Below are 16,251 nucleotides of genomic sequence, written 5' to 3'. Positions count from 1 at the left end.
CGTGTAGGTCGTTCTTGGGGGTCAACGCTCAGCGTCTGCCTCAGCTTTCATGCGCTCTAGGGTCTGGTGCATCTGGTCAAACATTTGGGTCAGGGAGAGCCCAAACCCCCCAAGCTGAGTTTGCAGTTGTTTGATGGTCATTTGAGCCATAAAGTCGTCGGAGAGTTCCAGCCGCTTCATGAAAATGCGCTGGCGCTCCAGCAACTCCTCCATCTGTTCGATGAAGATTTTTTTGCCTTCCCGGTCGAATTGGCCGTACCGTTGACCAAGCTGCATCAGGTTTTGGAAATCCTGAAACAGTTGCTTGGCTTCCTCTTGGACGATCTCAGAGTCGAAGAAGCTCATGGCCTTCCGTTTGCCCTGAATAAACTGCATTGGGTATACCCATCCTATCCGAATCCGATTGCCTCAGCAGGAGGCAACCCCTCCTGCGAGTACGGGATCCCGCCCTTCTGGCTCAGGATAGACTCTGGCTTGTTTGCCTCGGTGTCCGGTATGCTTCCGTTTCCTTGCGTTAAGGCTTACACTCAGCCGGCTGTGGCCCGGCGGTGGTGCGAACGGGTGCAGGGATCCCGACCTCTGTTTCTGGCCTGCTTGGGGTTTACCGAAACGGCTCTTGTTCCGGGCATTTCGGCTGCCGGCGCTACCCCCTCCTTGCGTCGCTACACGGCTCTTGCCGATGGCGAAGTGTTGCTGGCGGGCCATTCTCACCGCTTGCCCACCTCTCCGGATGGCTATCCTTCTCCGGTGGTGATCAGCTGCGCCATCCTGAGGGAGTTGGGGATCCCGTGCCGAGTGTTCGATTGTGGCTTGCCGGAACCTTTGCCGGGGGCAGAAATGGTGAGCTCTGGGGGAGTGGCCCGCTGCTTGAGCACAGGACAGGCTCTGTCTTTGGAGCAGGTGGGATCCCTTTGGCAAGAAGGGTACGACCGCGGATCCCGGCTGGAGCAAGGCTACTGTGTGATTGGGGAGTGTGTGGCAGGGGGCACCACCACGGCGCTGGCGGTGTTGTTGGGACTGGGGTGGGCAGCAGAGGGCATGGTAAACAGCAGCCACCCGGTCTGCAACCACGCCCAAAAGCTGGCCTTGGCCCGGCAGGGATTGGCCCGTCTGCCAAGGGGAGCTTCTGCTGCTGAGGTGGTGGCGGCAGTGGGGGATCCCATGCAGCCCTTTGTGGCCGGGTTGGCGATGGGCGCAGCGCAGCGGGGAGCGGTGCTGCTGGCGGGGGGAACCCAAATGTTGGCGGTGCTGGCCTTGATGCAGCGCTGGGGGGAAGAGCAGGGGATCCCTTGGCCCCCAGAGAACGTGGTGGTGGGAACCACCCGCTGGGTGGCAGAGGATCCCTCGGGCAATACGGTGGCCTTGGCAGAGTTGTTGGGGGTTGCTCCCCTTTTGGCCACCCAACTGAGCTTTGCCAATAGCCGCTATCTGCCTCTACAGGCTTACGAGCGGGGCTATGTCAAGGAAGGGGTGGGGGCGGGTGGGCTGGCCATTGCCAGCAGCCTTTACGCCGGTTGGGGCCAAGCGGAGCTGTTGGCAGCAGTTGAGCGCAGCTACGAACGCCTGGTGCTTCAGGCCGGCTCCAAGGGGGCCATGGTCAACCCCTCCCGCAGCAATTGCTGATGGTAGAGCTCCGCCTGTTCTTGAGGGCCGACCCAAACAACTGCTTGCCCTTCGGCATCCACCTGCACGGTCAGTTGCCGCGCTAGGGGCAAAGTCATGCCGGGGATGTATTTCAGCAGACATTCCGTAACGTGCTGAAAGGTATTGAAATCGTCATCCAAGACGATCACCTTGAAGTGGGGGTAGGGCTGGCGAACCTGGGTTCTCGAGGGCGAGGACTGCTGAGCAGGTCGAGTTGGAGCTTCCGTAGTCATAGCAGAAGAGATCGACACAACTACCGAGTAACTTGGGTCTCTCAGGGGTGAGAAACCGGTCGCTTCTGATGATCTATCTCTATCTAGTTTCTAGTCTAATTGGCATCTTGTTGGCAGCTTGTGTCTGTATTCGGATCCCTTGTCGGTCGTTGGCGTCAGCGATAGAGCATGGTTCCTCTAAAGCTCTTCCCGCAGCGGGCGGCGGGGCTTTTGCCCGCCGAAGTGGCGCTCGAAATACAGGGCAGTGGCCCGGTGTAGGATCCCGGCTTGGGCAAGGGCCTGACACAGGGATCCCCCTGGCGGCAGGTGCTTCTGGATCTGTTCGATTTGGGTGGCGCTGACCAATCCAGAAGCCTTGAGGTAGTCGGCCACGTGGCGTCCCCCTGCCAGTTGAACAGAGTAGCCCCCTTCGCTGAAAAATTTGACGGTCTCCGGCTTGAGGCCGCTGTGGTGGGCCAGCACATCCGTGAAGGTGCCCCCTTCCTTTTCCCAAGCGTGAATGACGGTTTCGATGCCGGCATTGTCGATTAGGCCAGCCGCCCGCAATTGGGTCAATACCCGCTGTACCCAGGGGGTAGCCCGCTGCAAGGCTTCCAAGTCCTCTTCCCCCAAATACTGCTGCGGGGGCAATTCGCTTTCTGGGGCACTCAGCTCGGCTGCCCAGTCGGCTACGGTCAGGGTCTTGAGATCCTCTGCCTCTGGCCGGGCTTTCTCCGAAGCTGGGGTCGGTGCAGCTGCAGGTGGGGAAGTTCGCCGGGCTTCGGCTACCGCTGCGGCTAGAGCACGGTTTTCCACTTGAGCCGCTTGCAGTTGGGCCTGGAGCTGGCTCACTTGGGCTTGGGCTTGCTGCAAGCGATCTTGAGTTTCTCGCAGTTGGGCTTGGGTTTCTTGGAGCTGCACCTGCAAGCGGTGGGTGGCCTCGGCAGCTTCTTGGCGAACGTGGGCCAGGTCGGCAGTTAAGCGCTGCTTCGTAGACTGGGCCAGTTGGAGTTGATGTTGGTGCTCCTGCAGCGATTGGTTCAGGGCAGCCACTTGGGCTTCCATTTGCTGCAGAGCATGACGCAGGTGGGTTTGCTCTTGGAGCTGCTGTGCCTGATCCTGCTGTATCTTCTGCTGCTCCTGCAGTTGGGATCCCAGCTCTTGCAGCTGGTGTTTGGCTTGAGATTGCCATTCTGTCAGCTCGTGGCAGCGGCGACGTAGGATTTCCAGCTCTGCTTGGGCGGCTTGCAGTTGCGCGGATCCCTGAGTTTGCTGGGCTTGGAGTTGCTCCTCCAGTTCCCGAATGCGCTGCTGGGCAGCCTTTTGTTGTTCAGTGCCCTGCTGGATTTGGGCTTCCAATTGGGCAATGCGCTGCTGCTGTTCCTGCTGGCGGGCTTGATGGTCGGCAACCTGCTGCAGCGATTGTTCGACCAGGAGCTGTTGCTGCTGCCGCTGCTGCTCCAGTTGCGCTTCTAAGATGGCAATTTGCTCTTGGTAGCGCTCCAGTTGGGCTTTGTACTGCTGGGTGGCTTTGTAAGTCTCTTGAGCTACCTGTAGAGGTGAGACGTAAAGAGGGGGCTGATCGGGAATGGTGGACCACTGCTCCACCATCACCTCCCAACTGTTGGCAGCTCCTTTCTGGCGCCGCAGCCGCTGCTGCTTGTCCAAGGCCCATTCCAACCAGTGGGGTTGTACCCAGCCCTGCTGCACCAAGATCTCCCCCAGCTTGCGCTCCGGGTGCTGCCGCTGCTGAATCAGGGCCTGATGGATGTGCTCCAGCTCCAGATACCCATGCAGCATCAAGATCTCGCCGATACGCACCAGTTCGACCGGGATCAACGGATAGAGATCTTGGGGGGCAATCCAGCTGTGCTGCATACACAGCTCCCCCAACATCAAGGGGTTGTCGGCCTTTTCCCACATGGCCTGAGCCAGTTGGGCGGGGGTGAGCAGTCCTGCTCGATTGAGGGCTTCTCCCAAGCGGATCTCAAACTTTTCCTGCTCGATGGCGGTTGGGGTGGGGCTGGTCGGCGGATTCATTGGGCCTCTCGGACGGGAAGAGTAAGCTCTGCTACAACTATCGTAGTGGAAAATCCTTAGAGAAGTAGCATGCCGCAACCGAAACGCATTTTGTCAAGCCGAGGATCCACGGATTTTGCCGGAAGGTCGCTTTTTAAGTCCTAAGAGGGGCGCTGTTCTTGGCTTTGGGCAAACTGTTGCAGCCGCCGCAGCATCAGCAATTGTCCCAAGCCCAAGGGCAGGAGAGAGACGGCCTCTACCCGCAACTGCACCCAGCCGTTCCCCCACAGCCAGTCACAGTAGCCATCGGCTCCTCCCCACATCAGCAGGCGCAGCCGTTCCGGCAGCAGGGTTTCCACCTGGTGCATGATCGAGAGGGGGCCCCATTGGGCGGCAAAGGTGCTGCCCAGCTCCAGCCTTTCGGGAAGGGATCCCTGCAGTTGCTGGGGCCAGATCCACTGCTGCAGCAACCCCACTTCTGTCAGACAGCGCTGCATCGTCGATGCACTGGCCTCGACTTCAACCCGGATGGTGGAGGATTGAAATGTCCCTAGCATATCCATTCCGCGTGGGCGCTCTGGTGACCGGTGCCACGGTTCCCCCGGCGATGCCTGACTCTATTCTGGTCAATTTGTAGGGTTTGCCCACCCTTTCTCAGCAATCTTGTCTTTGAATCGTCCCCATTTGGTAGCTATCTTTGCCCAGAGCTTGGATGGAAAGATCGCAGCCCATCGAGCGCAGAGGCCCTCCTTCAGCAGCCCTGAGGACTATCGGCACTTGGAAACCCAAGCTGCCCAGCAACAGGCTTTGATCATGGGGGCCGCCACTCTGCGGGCCTACGGCACCAGTCTGCGTATTCGGGATCCCGAGTTGATCCAACGCAGAACCGCTCAGGGCCTCTCTCCCCAGCCCCTGACGATCATCTGTTCCGACAGCGGGGATATTCCTGAGGATTTGCCGTTTTTTCGCCAGCCCCTCACCCGTTGGCTGTGGACAACTCCCAAGGGATCCCAAATTTGGCAGAACCGAACCGGCTTTGAGGACATCTGGGTGGCTGCCGATTGGGATCTGCCGGCACGGCTGGCCCGCCTGCGCAGCTTGGGCATTGAACGGGTGGGGTTGTTGGGCGGGGGGCGGCTTTTGGGGGCATTTCTCCAGGCAGGGGCCTTGGATGAGCTGTGGGTTACCCTCGCTCCGGTGCTGCTGAGTGGATATGCCGATGCGCCTGCCAGCATTGAGGGTTGGCAAGTGCAGGGATCCCCGCCCCAGTTGGAGCTGCTGGAATGCCGCCGCGGTTCCAAGGAGCTGTTTTTGCGCTACGGAGTTGAGTGGCCCTGAGAAATGCTCGACACAAACACAAAAATTTTTGGACAAATTCAGATTTCCCGGAAATCCACAGGTTTTCCCCAGACTTTCCACAGGCGGGTGGGCTGTTTTCCACAGGGCCTTTCCCTCAGGGGGCGGCATCGGGGGTTTCTGTGGAAAAGTGGAGGTGGGTAAGGTTCAGGCAATTACACCCTGAGAAACGTAACGGGATCGCGCCGTTTTTTCCGATCCCATCAAGGCCAATGGCAGGCTTTTGTCCGGTTGGATCCCTGGCTTGGGATTGACATCCCCCATAGGGCAGAGGGCAGAATAGCCCCACCTGAGGGCGAGTGGTGTGGAGATTTTCCCGAGCGCTCTCCTTAGAAAGAAAAGACTTCATCTGTTCTACGGCCCACGACAGGCTTAGGAACAGTTGTGAATGCCCTCCCTCCCATCCGCTGGGATAGGGGCAAGCTATGAACCTATATTGCTTGCTTTTCTGCTTGCGAGCCTGCTGAGGCTCTTGGCCTATCTAGGTTGGGTTTTGATGTTGCGGGTTCGCTCTGTTCGAGCTGCCCAAGTTTTGGCTGTGGCCGCAGGTTTTGCGGGATACCGTTTTCTCCCCTCTTGACCCCGAGTGAGTGGTTGGACTATGAGTTCTCACAGCGTTAGCATTTTGAGTGAAATTCCCGAGGAGCTGCATGACACCCTCCAAAACTACCTCTCTCGCCATCCCGACTGGGATCAGGATCGGGTGGTGACGGCAGCGCTCTCGTTATTCCTGCTCCAAAGCGGGGAGAGCGACCGGCGGGCGGCACGCATCTACTTGGACAGCCTGTTTCGCCGCAACTGAGCCCCAAGGATGGCCCGTGAAAACCGGGGCAGTGGGAACCTTTTGTTAGCCTGGGTAGGGATCCTGTCCCACCGCTGTCATTTGGACACTGGGGGGAGGGCGCTAAGAAGTGAAAAGGATCTCAAAAGAGGCAAAAAAGAGGCAAAGACGTGCCACGGGGCTTTGGGCGAGGGAAAGACAATCGGCAAGCGGCTAAGTCACAGAATCCAGAGCGGGGATCCGAGATCCCATCCTCTTCGCAGGCGGCTCTGACGTGGGTTCAACGCTACCGACAGGCGGGGGATCTGAAAGCTGCTCTGCACCTCTGCCGGCAGCTTACCCGCGCCCATCCCCATCTGTTCGCCGCTCAGGCGTTGCTGGGATCCCTTTATCTGCAGATGGGGGATCCCCGCCAAGCTTTGACCCCCTTGCAACTGGCTCTGCACCTGCGGGGGGATTGGGTGCCGGCCTGGCAGGATCTGGGCGATGCCTGGATGCAGCTCGGCAACCCAGAGGAAGCGGCGCGAGCCTACGAACAGGGCCTGGCCTTTGCCCCCGGTGATGGGCAATTGCTTTTCCGATTGGGCAGTTGTTGGCTCACCCTGGGGAAATTGGCCCAGGCAATTGAGGTGTTGCAACAGGCAGCAGCAGCCCAGCCTCCCCAGGTCTATGCCTTGGCAGCTTTGGGGAATGCCCTGATGCTCGATGGCCAAGCTGAGGAAGCGGAAGGCTGGTTTCGCCAAGCTCTCGCCCTTGCACCCCAGGAGGGGCGAATTCTCGTTAACCTCGGCCACTGCCTGCACCTGCAAGATCGCTTGGAGGAGGCCGCCGATTGTCTGCAACGGGCCATCTCGCTGTTGCCGAGGGACGCCCAGCCTCACAACAACCTGGGCACCATCTTGCAGGAACAAAACCGGTTGGAAGCGGCCATTGAAGCCTATCGGCGCAGCTTGCAGTTGGCCCCCCACTGGCCGGAGATCCACTACAACCTGGGCACGGCTTTGCTGACCCTGGGCCGCTACGAGGAGGGGTGGCGAGAATACGAATGGCGGCTGCAGCGACAAGGGGCGACCTACCCGCGCTTTCTTTCGCCTCTGTGGACGGGATCCCCTCTGGGCCGCCAGACCCTGCTGATCTACGCCGAACAAGGGTTGGGGGACACGCTTCAGTTTGTGCGCTACCTGCCGCTGCTGGCCGAGGCCCATCCCCAAGCGCAAATCTGCCTTCGCTGCCAGGAATCCCTCGTGGAGCTGTTCAGAGGGTGCCTGCCCCAGGTGCAGGTGATCTCGGAAACGGATCCCTTGCCCTCTTTCGATTGCCATCTGCCCTTGCTCAGCTTGCCACAGCGGTTGGGTACCACCCTGGAGACGATCCCGGCCCGCATCCCCTATCTTGTCTATCCCGTTCATGCCGGCGGGCCGCAGATCCCTTTGAGCCTCTCCTGGCCAGAGCTTTCCCAGGAGCGGATGAAGGTGGGGCTGGTGTGGGCCAGCGGCCGGCGTGCCCATCCTGAGCTCAACCGCGTGCAAAGGCTGAAAAGTTGTCCTCTGGATCTGCTGCTCCAGCACTTGCATGTGCCTTCCATCCAGTGGGTTAGCCTGCAGGTGGGGGAAGATCTAAGGCCGCTGGGATCCCTATTGGAGCAGTACCAGGTGGTGGAGCTGGGATCCCGTTTCCGCAGTTTTGTCGATACAGCCGCAGCCGTTGCCCAGTTGGATCTGGTGATCAGCGTTGATACAGCCGTTGCTCATTTGGCCGGGGCGATGGGCAAGCCGGTATGGGTGCTGCTGCCCTTTGCCGCCGATTGGCGCTGGCTCCTCCATCGAGAAGATAGCCCCTGGTACCCTGGGGTGATGCGCTTGTTTCGACAAAACACACCGGGAGACTGGGTTGGCGTGCTGAGGCGAGTCCAGGTTGCCCTCGAAGAGAAGTTGCGAGGGATCCCCTCTCAAGACCGTGCCTGTTCCTCCCCCTGAACGATGCGCTGAAATAGATAGCCGGTGCCTCGGGCCGTCAGGATCAGCTCTGGGTTGCTGGGGTCATCTTCCAGCTTGGCCCGCAGCCGCGAGATGTGGACATCCACCACCCGCGTATCCACATGGCGCTCCGGGGTATAGCCCCACACCTCTTGCAAAATCTCGGAGCGGGAAAAAGGCTCCCCCGACCGACTGACCAACAACTCCAGCAGACTAAACTCCATCCCCGTCAGGCGAATGCGCTCGTCCCGTTTGTAGACCTGCCGCTTGTTGGTATCGATGCGGATGTCCCCCACTTGAATCACCCCAGAACTGGGGATCCCATCGTGGGCCGACCGCGCCACCCGGCGCAACACCGACCGAATGCGAGCTTCCAGCTCCTTGGGCGAAAAGGGCTTGACCACATAGTCGTCTGCCCCCAGCTCCAGCCCTGTGATACGGTCGGCTACATCTCCCAGCGCCGTCAGCATGATGATGGGGATGTCCGATTCTTTGCGCAGCTCCTGGCAGACCCCATAGCCATCCAGCTTCGGCATCATCACATCCAGCACCACCAGGTCGGGATCCTGCTTGTGGAAAACCTCCAGCGCCTCCTCGCCGTCCGAAGCTGTGACCACATCGTATCCGATCATGGACAGACGGGTTTCCAAAATGCGTCGAATGCTGGCCTCATCATCGACCACCAGAATCCGTTCCTTACGCTGTGCTTCCACGGTGCTGCAACTCCTGAACTTCTAACGGTACTCGGTAAAAGAGAAATCTGAAAAAGAACTGAGGTGGGCGCTAACTTGAGTTGGGCGGATACAGGAACCTCAGGGGCTGCTCCTCAGTTGGGCAGACTCACCGAGTGAAATTGAACACTCACAAGCAATCATCTGCAATTAACCAAAGCCGCACCCCAGGGATGCAGCTCCGGGAAACAAGCACAAAACAGAAGGCCCTCTCAGCAGTCGATTCAATCTTGTTAAAAGCTCCAACTTCAATCCCACCTGATGATGCTGTCCAGTACCTGGTGCAAGGCACTCCTCCCCCCAAACCATTGCTCAAACCTGAGAGGCCTTCGTAAGAAGTTACTTTCCATAACCTAATTTATCATCCAAAATCGGCTGCCAACCCGCCTCGATGCTCTATTTTGCGGCTATTGGGCCGGACTTGATACATACCTTCACAACTTTTTCAGACCGATGCCCATTTTTCGGGATGTCCCTCAGGAAAAGCTGGGGATCCCTGGCCGTTTGCGGTGGGAACAGCGTAGCAACTGGCCAATAGCTCGGCGGAACGGATTTCTCGATCTGTATGATGCTCCAAAACGCGCCGCAACAGACGTTCTGCCTCCAGCCAAGCAGCCAAAGGCAGGGAATCCTCCGGCAGAGGCAGTGTGGAGCTGGGCAGGGATCCCAAGGCACGTAAGGCAGAAGCGGAGACCCAGGCAATTGGGCTGGGCCGCTGGGCCACCCGGCAGGGATCACAGATCAAGCCACCCCATTGGGGGCTGAAAAAAACGCTGCCGACCAACCCCCCTTGACAGAAGTAGCAGGCTTGTACCTGAGGGGCAAACCCTGCCAACGCCAGGAGGTGATACAACCCATGGGTGAGCAAGGGCAGAACGGCCTGTTCCGAAGCAGCCCGCTCGATGCGTTCCAAGTGTTCGACCAACACCACAAACAGCTCTTCCTGAGCTTGATCGGGCAAGGCCAACAGCAAGGCCACCTCCGCCAAGTACTGCGCTGCCGTGAGATGGGCTAAGCTGCGGCTGAGGCGGGGAAAAGTCTGCAGGGTTTCCGCTTGGACGATGCGCTGTAAACGCTGGGAAGTCTCTGTTTGGGCAGACCAGCGCCCCCGCACAATCAGCAAGTCGTTGATGACAAAAGGCTCCATCCGCCCGCCCAGCTTGGAAGGCTGCTTACGGGATCCCTTGGCCACCGCCCGGATCAACCCTTGCTCGCGGGTCAAGATGGTAACAATCCGATCCGACTCTCCCAGGGGGATCCCTTTGAGGTTGATGCCCGTAACCCGGTAGGTGCGGCCACTCATGGGGTTCCTCTGGCTTTCAGCTCTTGCATCAGCTCCAGCCCCCAAGAGGTGCCAATACGGCTGGCCCCCGCCTGGATCATGGCCTCTGCTTGAGCCACTGTGCGAATGCCGCCCGACGCTTTCACCCCCACTTTGCCGCGGCTGAGTTGCCACAACAGTTGCACATCTGCCAGCGTCGCCCCCCCCATCCAGCCGGTGGAGGTCATCAAAAAAGCCGCCCCCGCATCGATACAAATCTCCCCGGCCAGCTTTTTCTCCTCCTCGGTCAGCAGAGCCGTTTCCAAAATGGCCTTGACGCAAACCCCCGTTTCTTCCACCAGTTGGGCAATCTCAGCATGGAGGCGATCCAGCTCTCCCGCCTTGAGCCAAGCCAAGTTGATGCGGACATCCAGCTCCCGGCACCCCTGCTCCACCGCCAGTTGGGCCTCGTAAAGCTTAGCCTCTGCAGTGGTTGTGCCCAGGGGAAACCCCACCACCGTGCTCACCTTGACCGGGGATCCGTGCAGCCGCTCCACCACCCGCGGCACATAGCAGGGAGGAACACAAAAAGTGGGGAAGCCATAGCGCAAGGCAATCTCACACCCCTGGTCAATCTGTTCTGGAGTAACCATCGGCAACAGCAGAGTATGGTCGATGTACTCCGCCAAATTGAGCGAGCTATCCGCTATGCCCTTGCGCTCCAGAGAGAGCATTGGTCGATCCCCCAGCACCCATCTTTACTCTAGCTTCAGTTTTCACCTGCAGGGATCCCCAAAGAGGGCTGAGCCTCTGGCCACAGCCAACCCACCAGGGCATCCCTTCGACCCCACAGTGTCCATTCCCTCGGCACAGCTCACACAGGCTGCTGCCCGATTGCGAGCCCTGATTGACTCGCGGGGGGGCATGGGTTAACTGTACTCAGGCACAAATGCGGGGCAAAGGTGCAGGCGCCGAGGTCACCTGCAGCAATCGGGGGATGCGGCTGCTGTCGTAGATGCGAAATTCTTTTTCCAAGATGGCTTTTTCGTCGCGCACCGCCTGGTTCAATACGATGGATCCCTCTGGATCGGAGACGGAACGGTGAAAAGTGCCGGGAGGAATGCGCAAAATGCCTCGGTTCGCTTCCAGGCGCACAATATGGAAGGGATCCCGCCAGCTAAAATTCACCAGGTAAAACGTCCGTCCGCCCCATAGAGCCAGTAGGTTGTCCTCTTGGTGTGGATGCATATAAAACTGCCAATAGCCCTGAGGATTATTGGGGGGACTGATGGCGGGCCCATCGTGGTAAACCAAATCGCGGGCGTTGGATCGCGCAACCGTGATGTCGAAAAAGCGCACGCCGGGAGTATCTCGAAATTGATGGAAAGGCAATAGGGCAAACATGGATCTCGACATAGGGACACTTGACCAACGACAGGAAGATAAAGATGATTTCACACTGTTTCCCGCTGTTTCGCAGTGTGAAGGAGAAGTTATGTCGTAGTTTAGTCAGGTGCGGCGGAGGGTTCAAACCTGAGATAGCATCACATCTATGCGCAGATCGAATAGATGGGATCCATGAACATCTCACAACTGCAAACCCTGGTGGCTGTGGTGGAGCGGGGGAATTTCAGCGATGCCGCTCTGCAATTGCACATTTCCCAGTCGGCGGTGAGCCGGGCCATTGCCAGCCTAGAGGAAGAATTGGGGGTGACTCTACTGGTGCGCGGTCGCTTTGGGGCACGCCTGACGCCGGTGGGAGAGCGACTGCTGCGCCATGTCCGCAAAATGCTGCAACTGCGGGAACAAATGGATTATGAGGCCAACCTGGAAAAAGGGTTGCGGGGGGGAAATGTGCGAGTTGCCGCTTTTCGCAGTGCTGCAACCCATTTGCTGCCGCCGGTGATCGCCCGCTTCCGCCAACAATTTCCCCAGATTACCCTCACCCTCACAGAAGAAGATCCGGCCACTGTTGAACATCTGTTGCGATCGGGCCAGGTGGATATTGGCCTATTGCCTCTGCCGCGGGCTGGTGAGGATCTACAGACGTGGGAGATTGCCCGCGATGAGTTCATTGTGTTGGTTCCGCTGAGTTTTGGGCCCCTGCCGGAAACCCTGACCTGGGAGGATCTTTCCCGTTTTTCCTACATTCTCTACAACTACGCCGAATGCACCACCGCGGTGCGGAACCACTGGGAAGCCGCTCACCAAACCCTCAAGGTGGCCTACTTGGTGAAGGAAGACTCCACCATTGTGAACATGGTGGCACAGGGTCTGGGGGCTGCCATCTTGCCCCGCTTGGCCGCCATTCCCATTCCCGAAGGGATCCAGATCCGCCGGCTGCCGATCCCACTGGAGCGGGTGATCGGGGCTGCCGTTCTGGCCTCTGCGCTGCATCCGCCTGCAGTATTTGCCTTCCTGGAAGCCTTGCAGGGAAACCCATCCCAGTTGCCAAGTTAACATTGCATCGGGAGTACAAGGCAGCTTTGTTGACACCACGCTCATCCATCCAGTGACGCAAGCATTGGTTGCGGACAAACTGGGCAGGGCCTCATCCAAGGCTTGGTATGGCGCTGGAGCGGCGTTGAGGAGTTTGGCTTCCCTGACCAGCATGGGTTTATTTCATTGCAGGTCTATATCATTGCAGGTCTATAGTCATTTCAAACTAGATTGAGACACCCCCGCTGCTGCCCAAACGTTCCACGCCGCTTCCACAATCACCTTTAGATCCTGTCCCAGAGGGAGAAAGGAGCTAGGAAGCAATGCAACGGAAATGTTTCATTCCTGTTTAAAATGACAACAACAGGGCAAAAACTGTCCTGGAAGGACGGGGCTTTAGACCCAGTTTTTGGGTAACGCAGTGAAAATCGGCGGCCAATGTAGGTTGGGGCAAGGCCAGCAGATCCTCCCCCGCCAATTTTTGAAAAGACTTGCCCACCCCAATTACCTTGCCCTTCAAGTGCGATCACTACCCTATCTCCAATCGCGCCGAGGAGATAGAGTTCTCCAGCCGTTGAAAGGGGTGGCGGGAATTACAACGGTTTTTTGCCCAAACCACTTTCTATTGCCCAGCGGGCCAGTTCTGTGCGGTTGTGCAGGCCAGTTTTGCCCAGCATGTTGCTGACGTGGCTTTCAACGGTGCGCTGGCTCACCCCAAGAACTTCGGCAATCTCGCGGTTGGACAGGCCCCTGGCCACGTACTGGATCACCTTGGTTTCCGTTGGCGTAAGTTCAATTTCCCGATCCAGTTTTATGACGGGTTGAACGCCCGCGCCCTGCATTTGTAACAGGCGCTCAGTATGTTTGAGAGAAGATTCCACCTGCGCCACCAATTCTTCCGGCTCAAAGGGCTTGACCATGTAAACATCTGCCCCTGTGGTCAGGCCGCGCACCCGGTCTGCCGTTTGCCCACGCGCCGACAGAAAAATCACGGGGATCCAGTCCGTAGCACTGTTGGAGCGAATGGTTTCCACAAAGGTGTAGCCATCCATCTCCGGCATCATCACATCGCAGATGATCAGGTCTGGAGTGAAATGGCGCATCGCTTCCAACCCCTCCAGACCGTTGCTCGCCGCCACCACCTCATAACCGCGAAACTCTAGGTAGTCCTTGGCCAGCAGGATTAAGTTCGGATCGTCATCGATGAGCAACAGTCGCTTTGGGTTGTCCACGGTTTACCTTTTGAGCGCTAAGCTAAAAAGTTTTAGGTGAAGAAATACGGAATCTCCTGTTTCCGTGACCTTCACTGTAGGGAAACGACTCTTGAGTACCACCCTTTTGCTTGCTCAATTGGGGAGCAGCCTATGGTAACTGTGCCTTACCCCTAGTCTCTAGGATATCACACATGGAAGAAGTGGAAGTATCCACTTGCGAACGGAATTTAGGAGCCCTAGTTGGTAACCTTATCCCACAAACCTGGCAGAGCTGGCCTCTGCTCTGGCATCGCAGTGCCCAACACATAACCGCAATCTACCCAAAAATTTGTATCTCGTATGTCTGTATATCTCTATATATCACATACCTATATACTTAAGTACCGATATATCTAACATCTGCTATCTATTCAAGTGCCCGTACGTCTTCTGGCTGGGGTTTCCAGGTAGGCAGGCGGGCAGAGCTGATGGAGAATGGAAGAAAGCCTGCGCTTTAACGACAGCCGACATGGGGAGAACGGGTGGAAAAGGGCACACTGGTGGAGTTTCGTTACAATAACGACCGTGTGTTGGCAGTGGTTCAGGGCACCGAGGGCAAGAAGAACCTACTGCTGGGGGTGCCTTCTGGGCAGGTTCATAGTGTTCACCCTCGCCAGATTACCTTTGCTTTGAACGGGGGATCCAGCTTCACGGCTTCCGACATTCCCGGCTTTTGGCAGGCGGTGCAAGCAAAGTTGGATCCCGAAAGTTTGGCGTTGGCCTGGGAACTGGTGCAGGAGGAGCGTCAGCCCCTGAGCTTGGCGGAGATGGCTCGGCTGTTGTTTTCTGATGATTCCCCGGTCTCCACCTATGCCGCCTATCGCCTCTTGAGCGAGGATCGCACCTACTTCAAGCAAAAGGGGGAAAGCTACGAACCCCGCACTCCGGCTCAGGTGAAGGAGATCCTCCATCAAATGGCCGTCGCCCAACAACGGCAGCAGGAACAAGCAGAGTTTGAGGCCCATCTGCGGGAGGCTCTGGCTCATCCCGGTCAAGGGTATCCCTGGACTCCTGCCGAGCGGGCCCGCCTGGAGGTGCTGGAGCGCCTGGCCCTGCAGGGAGCGGCGGCAGCCATTCGCAGCCACGAGGATCTCTCTTACAATCTCAACCCGTCGGATCGGGAACGGGCCTCGCAACTGCTGGAGCTGATGGGGTTTCCTGACACTCCGCAGGGGGCTTTTGAAGCTTTGGTGGCCCTGGGCCTGTGGAGCCGCCACGAGAACCTGGCCCTGCGCCTCACCGGGATCCCAACCCAGTTCCCGAAGGCGGTGGAGCGATACACCCAAGCCCTGCTCAGCCAGCCTCCCTCTTTCTGGGATCCCCACCTGCGGCAGGATCTCACCCACCTCCACACCTACACCATCGATGATGCCAGCACCCGCGACATTGACGATGCCCTCAGCGTCGAGTTCTGGTCGGATGACGCGGTGAAGCTCTGGATCCACATTGCCGATCCCAGTTGTTGGGTGCAGTGGGGGGATCCCCTTGATTTGGAAGCCCGCAAGCGTGGCACCAGCGTCTATTTGCCGGAGCGGGTGATCCCGATGTTCCCGCCGGAGTTGTCCACCGGCCCGATGAGCTTGGTGCAGGGAGAGGTGCGGCCTGCCCTTAGCTTTGGCATTCTACTGGGATCCGACGGCCAGATCCGCGATTCCAAGATTTGCCTCAGCCAGATCAAAGTGACCTACCGCCTCACCTACGAAGATGCCGATGAAATGTTGGAGTTGGGGGCAGAGGCTCAACTGACAGCCATTGCCCGGGCAGCCCAGTGGCGTTATGCCTGGCGGATGGCTCAAGGGGCAATCCAAATTGGCTTGCCCGAGCAAGATATCAAGGTCATCGACGAGATCCCCCACCTCCGGGTAATCGAGGATACTCCTGCGCGGCAGATGGTGGCGGAAATGATGGTGCTCACCGGCGAGGTGGCGGCTCGCTTCGCCAGCCAAAATGGGATCCCGGTGCCCTATCGTCTGCAGCCGGCTCCCGACTTACCCCCACCCGAAGTGCTGGATAGGTATCCCCAGGGGCCAGTTCGGTCTTTTGCCATCATGCGCTGTCTATCGCGGGCGGAAGTGGCCACCCAACCTGGGCGACATACGGGGCTGGGTCTCGATGCCTACTGTCAGGTTACCTCCCCGATTCGGCGCTACCTGGATTTGGTGGCCCATTACCAGATCAAGGCTTTCCTGCGTGGGGATCCCTTGCCGTTGACGGAGGCGGATGTGCAGCAGCTGCTGCTGGGGATTGAGCCGGGCACCGCTGAGGCCAACCAGGTGGAGCGGAAATCCAAGCGCTATTGGAGCATCGAATACCTGCGCCTGCGACCGGGGCAAATTTGGCGGGCTCTGGTCTTGGGCTACCTGCGCGAGCAGGAAAACTTGGTGTTGGCCATGCTGGATGAGATTGCCTTTCGGGTGCCGGTGCGCCTAGAACGCCAGATTCCTCTGGGGGCTTGGATCGAGTTGGAAGTTGTGCAGGCGGATCCCCGTGCGGACGTAATTGAGCTGCGCGAGGTGGGACGAGAGGCTGCCATGGGCGGATAGATATGCCTTGACCTGTCGCTCACCCAATCTGCGCGG

The 16,251-nt window shown here is 58.5% G+C and carries 16 protein-coding genes; 6 read left to right on the top strand and 10 right to left on the bottom strand.

Annotated elements, in window-relative coordinates:
• Positions 1-21: 21 nt before the first annotated feature.
• Positions 22-345 carry a DUF1825 family protein gene (locus tag ACVWY9_RS03880; RefSeq protein ID WP_011434128.1) on the bottom strand — a complete coding sequence of 108 codons (324 nt, stop codon included), beginning with the start codon at positions 343-345 and terminating at the stop codon, positions 22-24.
• 150 nt (positions 346-495) lie between these two features.
• Between ACVWY9_RS03880 and cobT the strand changes: the two genes are divergently transcribed.
• On the top strand, positions 496-1,623 hold the full coding sequence (cobT, locus tag ACVWY9_RS03875; protein WP_041436788.1) for a nicotinate mononucleotide-dependent phosphoribosyltransferase CobT: 1,128 nt from the start codon (positions 496-498) through the stop codon (positions 1,621-1,623).
• Here the strand turns inward: cobT and clpS are convergent.
• The 3 genes from clpS to ACVWY9_RS03860 all read right to left on the bottom strand — a co-directional run bounded on the left by clpS (position 1,572) and on the right by ACVWY9_RS03860 (position 4,432).
• Complete coding sequence (clpS, locus tag ACVWY9_RS03870) at positions 1,572-1,877, bottom strand: ATP-dependent Clp protease adapter ClpS (RefSeq protein ID WP_457387565.1); 306 nt, start codon at positions 1,875-1,877, stop codon at positions 1,572-1,574. The genes cobT and clpS overlap by 52 nt on opposite strands.
• 177 nt (positions 1,878-2,054) lie before the next feature.
• Complete coding sequence (locus tag ACVWY9_RS03865) at positions 2,055-3,896, bottom strand: hypothetical protein (RefSeq protein ID WP_457387564.1); 1,842 nt, start codon at positions 3,894-3,896, stop codon at positions 2,055-2,057.
• Positions 3,897-4,036: 140 nt separating this feature from the next.
• A complete protein-coding gene (locus ACVWY9_RS03860) occupies positions 4,037-4,432 on the bottom strand; it encodes a hypothetical protein (RefSeq protein ID WP_011434124.1) in 396 nt (131 codons plus the stop codon).
• Positions 4,433-4,538: 106 nt separating this feature from the next.
• Here ACVWY9_RS03860 and ACVWY9_RS03855 point away from each other — a divergent pair, with 106 nt between their 5' ends.
• The 3 genes from ACVWY9_RS03855 (at position 4,539) to ACVWY9_RS03845 (ending at position 7,988) form a co-directional block, all read left to right on the top strand.
• The gene (locus tag ACVWY9_RS03855) at positions 4,539-5,213 is read left to right on the top strand and encodes a RibD family protein (protein WP_457387563.1); all 675 of its coding nucleotides are present in this window, start codon (positions 4,539-4,541) and stop codon (positions 5,211-5,213) included.
• Between the two features lie 619 nt (positions 5,214-5,832).
• The gene (locus ACVWY9_RS03850) at positions 5,833-6,033 is read left to right on the top strand and encodes a DUF2811 domain-containing protein (protein WP_041436785.1); all 201 of its coding nucleotides are present in this window, start codon (positions 5,833-5,835) and stop codon (positions 6,031-6,033) included.
• A gap of 149 nt (positions 6,034-6,182) precedes the next feature.
• A complete protein-coding gene (locus ACVWY9_RS03845; protein ID WP_457387562.1) occupies positions 6,183-7,988 on the top strand; it encodes a tetratricopeptide repeat protein in 1,806 nt (601 codons plus the stop codon).
• On the opposite strand, the gene rpaB is transcribed toward ACVWY9_RS03845, so the two are convergent.
• From rpaB to ACVWY9_RS03825, 4 genes are all read right to left on the bottom strand, one after another.
• Positions 7,961-8,701 (bottom strand): response regulator transcription factor RpaB, encoded by a 741-nt coding sequence (gene rpaB / locus ACVWY9_RS03840; RefSeq protein ID WP_011434119.1) that lies wholly within the window; start codon positions 8,699-8,701, stop codon positions 7,961-7,963. The two genes, ACVWY9_RS03845 and rpaB, sit on opposite strands and share 28 nt — an antisense overlap.
• Before the next feature lie 463 nt (positions 8,702-9,164).
• Positions 9,165-10,022: a DNA repair protein RecO gene (gene recO, locus ACVWY9_RS03835; RefSeq protein ID WP_457387561.1), complete on the bottom strand. Its 858-nt coding sequence runs from the start codon at positions 10,020-10,022 to the stop codon at positions 9,165-9,167.
• Positions 10,019-10,714 carry a deoxyribose-phosphate aldolase gene (gene deoC / locus ACVWY9_RS03830; protein ID WP_414380898.1) on the bottom strand — a complete coding sequence of 232 codons (696 nt, stop codon included), beginning with the start codon at positions 10,712-10,714 and terminating at the stop codon, positions 10,019-10,021. The genes recO and deoC overlap by 4 nt, the downstream gene beginning before the upstream one ends.
• A gap of 205 nt (positions 10,715-10,919) precedes the next feature.
• Positions 10,920-11,384, bottom strand: a complete 465-nt coding sequence (locus ACVWY9_RS03825; RefSeq protein ID WP_414343843.1) for a redox protein — start codon at positions 11,382-11,384, stop codon at positions 10,920-10,922.
• 174 nt (positions 11,385-11,558) lie between these two features.
• On the opposite strand from ACVWY9_RS03825, the gene ACVWY9_RS03820 reads away from it, so the two are divergent.
• The gene (locus ACVWY9_RS03820; RefSeq protein WP_457387560.1) at positions 11,559-12,440 is read left to right on the top strand and encodes a LysR family transcriptional regulator; all 882 of its coding nucleotides are present in this window, start codon (positions 11,559-11,561) and stop codon (positions 12,438-12,440) included.
• 328 nt (positions 12,441-12,768) lie between these two features.
• Here ACVWY9_RS03820 and ACVWY9_RS03815 read toward each other — a convergent pair whose 3' ends face one another.
• Positions 12,769-12,939 carry a hypothetical protein gene (locus ACVWY9_RS03815; RefSeq protein WP_457387559.1) on the bottom strand — a complete coding sequence of 57 codons (171 nt, stop codon included), beginning with the start codon at positions 12,937-12,939 and terminating at the stop codon, positions 12,769-12,771.
• A gap of 73 nt (positions 12,940-13,012) precedes the next feature.
• Entirely contained in the window at positions 13,013-13,651 is a 639-nt protein-coding gene (locus tag ACVWY9_RS03810; RefSeq protein WP_457387558.1) for a response regulator transcription factor, read from the bottom strand.
• Between the two features lie 503 nt (positions 13,652-14,154).
• Here ACVWY9_RS03810 and ACVWY9_RS03805 point away from each other — a divergent pair.
• Positions 14,155-16,215, top strand: a complete 2,061-nt coding sequence (locus ACVWY9_RS03805; protein ID WP_457387557.1) for a ribonuclease catalytic domain-containing protein — start codon at positions 14,155-14,157, stop codon at positions 16,213-16,215.
• Positions 16,216-16,251: the final 36 nt, after the last annotated feature.

The organism is Thermostichus sp. OS-CIW-31, from assembly GCF_054060305.1.
The sequence above is the reverse complement of the archived record's forward strand: the minus strand, read 5'-3'. Positions and strand labels throughout refer to the sequence as shown.

Coding starts and splice junctions, on each gene's coding strand:
- clpS (WP_457387565.1), bottom strand. CDS start 1,877: ATGACTACGGAAGCTCCAACTCGACCTGCTCAGCAGTCCTCGCCCTCG.
- ACVWY9_RS03820 (WP_457387560.1), top strand. CDS start 11,559: ATGAACATCTCACAACTGCAAACCCTGGTGGCTGTGGTGGAGCGGGGG.
- ACVWY9_RS03865 (WP_457387564.1), bottom strand. CDS start 3,896: ATGAATCCGCCGACCAGCCCCACCCCAACCGCCATCGAGCAGGAAAAG.
- ACVWY9_RS03880 (WP_011434128.1), bottom strand. CDS start 345: ATGAGCTTCTTCGACTCTGAGATCGTCCAAGAGGAAGCCAAGCAACTG.
- recO (WP_457387561.1), bottom strand. CDS start 10,022: ATGAGTGGCCGCACCTACCGGGTTACGGGCATCAACCTCAAAGGGATC.
- ACVWY9_RS03860 (WP_011434124.1), bottom strand. CDS start 4,432: ATGCTAGGGACATTTCAATCCTCCACCATCCGGGTTGAAGTCGAGGCC.
- cobT (WP_041436788.1), top strand. CDS start 496: ATGCTTCCGTTTCCTTGCGTTAAGGCTTACACTCAGCCGGCTGTGGCC.
- deoC (WP_414380898.1), bottom strand. CDS start 10,714: ATGCTCTCTCTGGAGCGCAAGGGCATAGCGGATAGCTCGCTCAATTTG.
- ACVWY9_RS03850 (WP_041436785.1), top strand. CDS start 5,833: ATGAGTTCTCACAGCGTTAGCATTTTGAGTGAAATTCCCGAGGAGCTG.
- ACVWY9_RS03825 (WP_414343843.1), bottom strand. CDS start 11,384: ATGTTTGCCCTATTGCCTTTCCATCAATTTCGAGATACTCCCGGCGTG.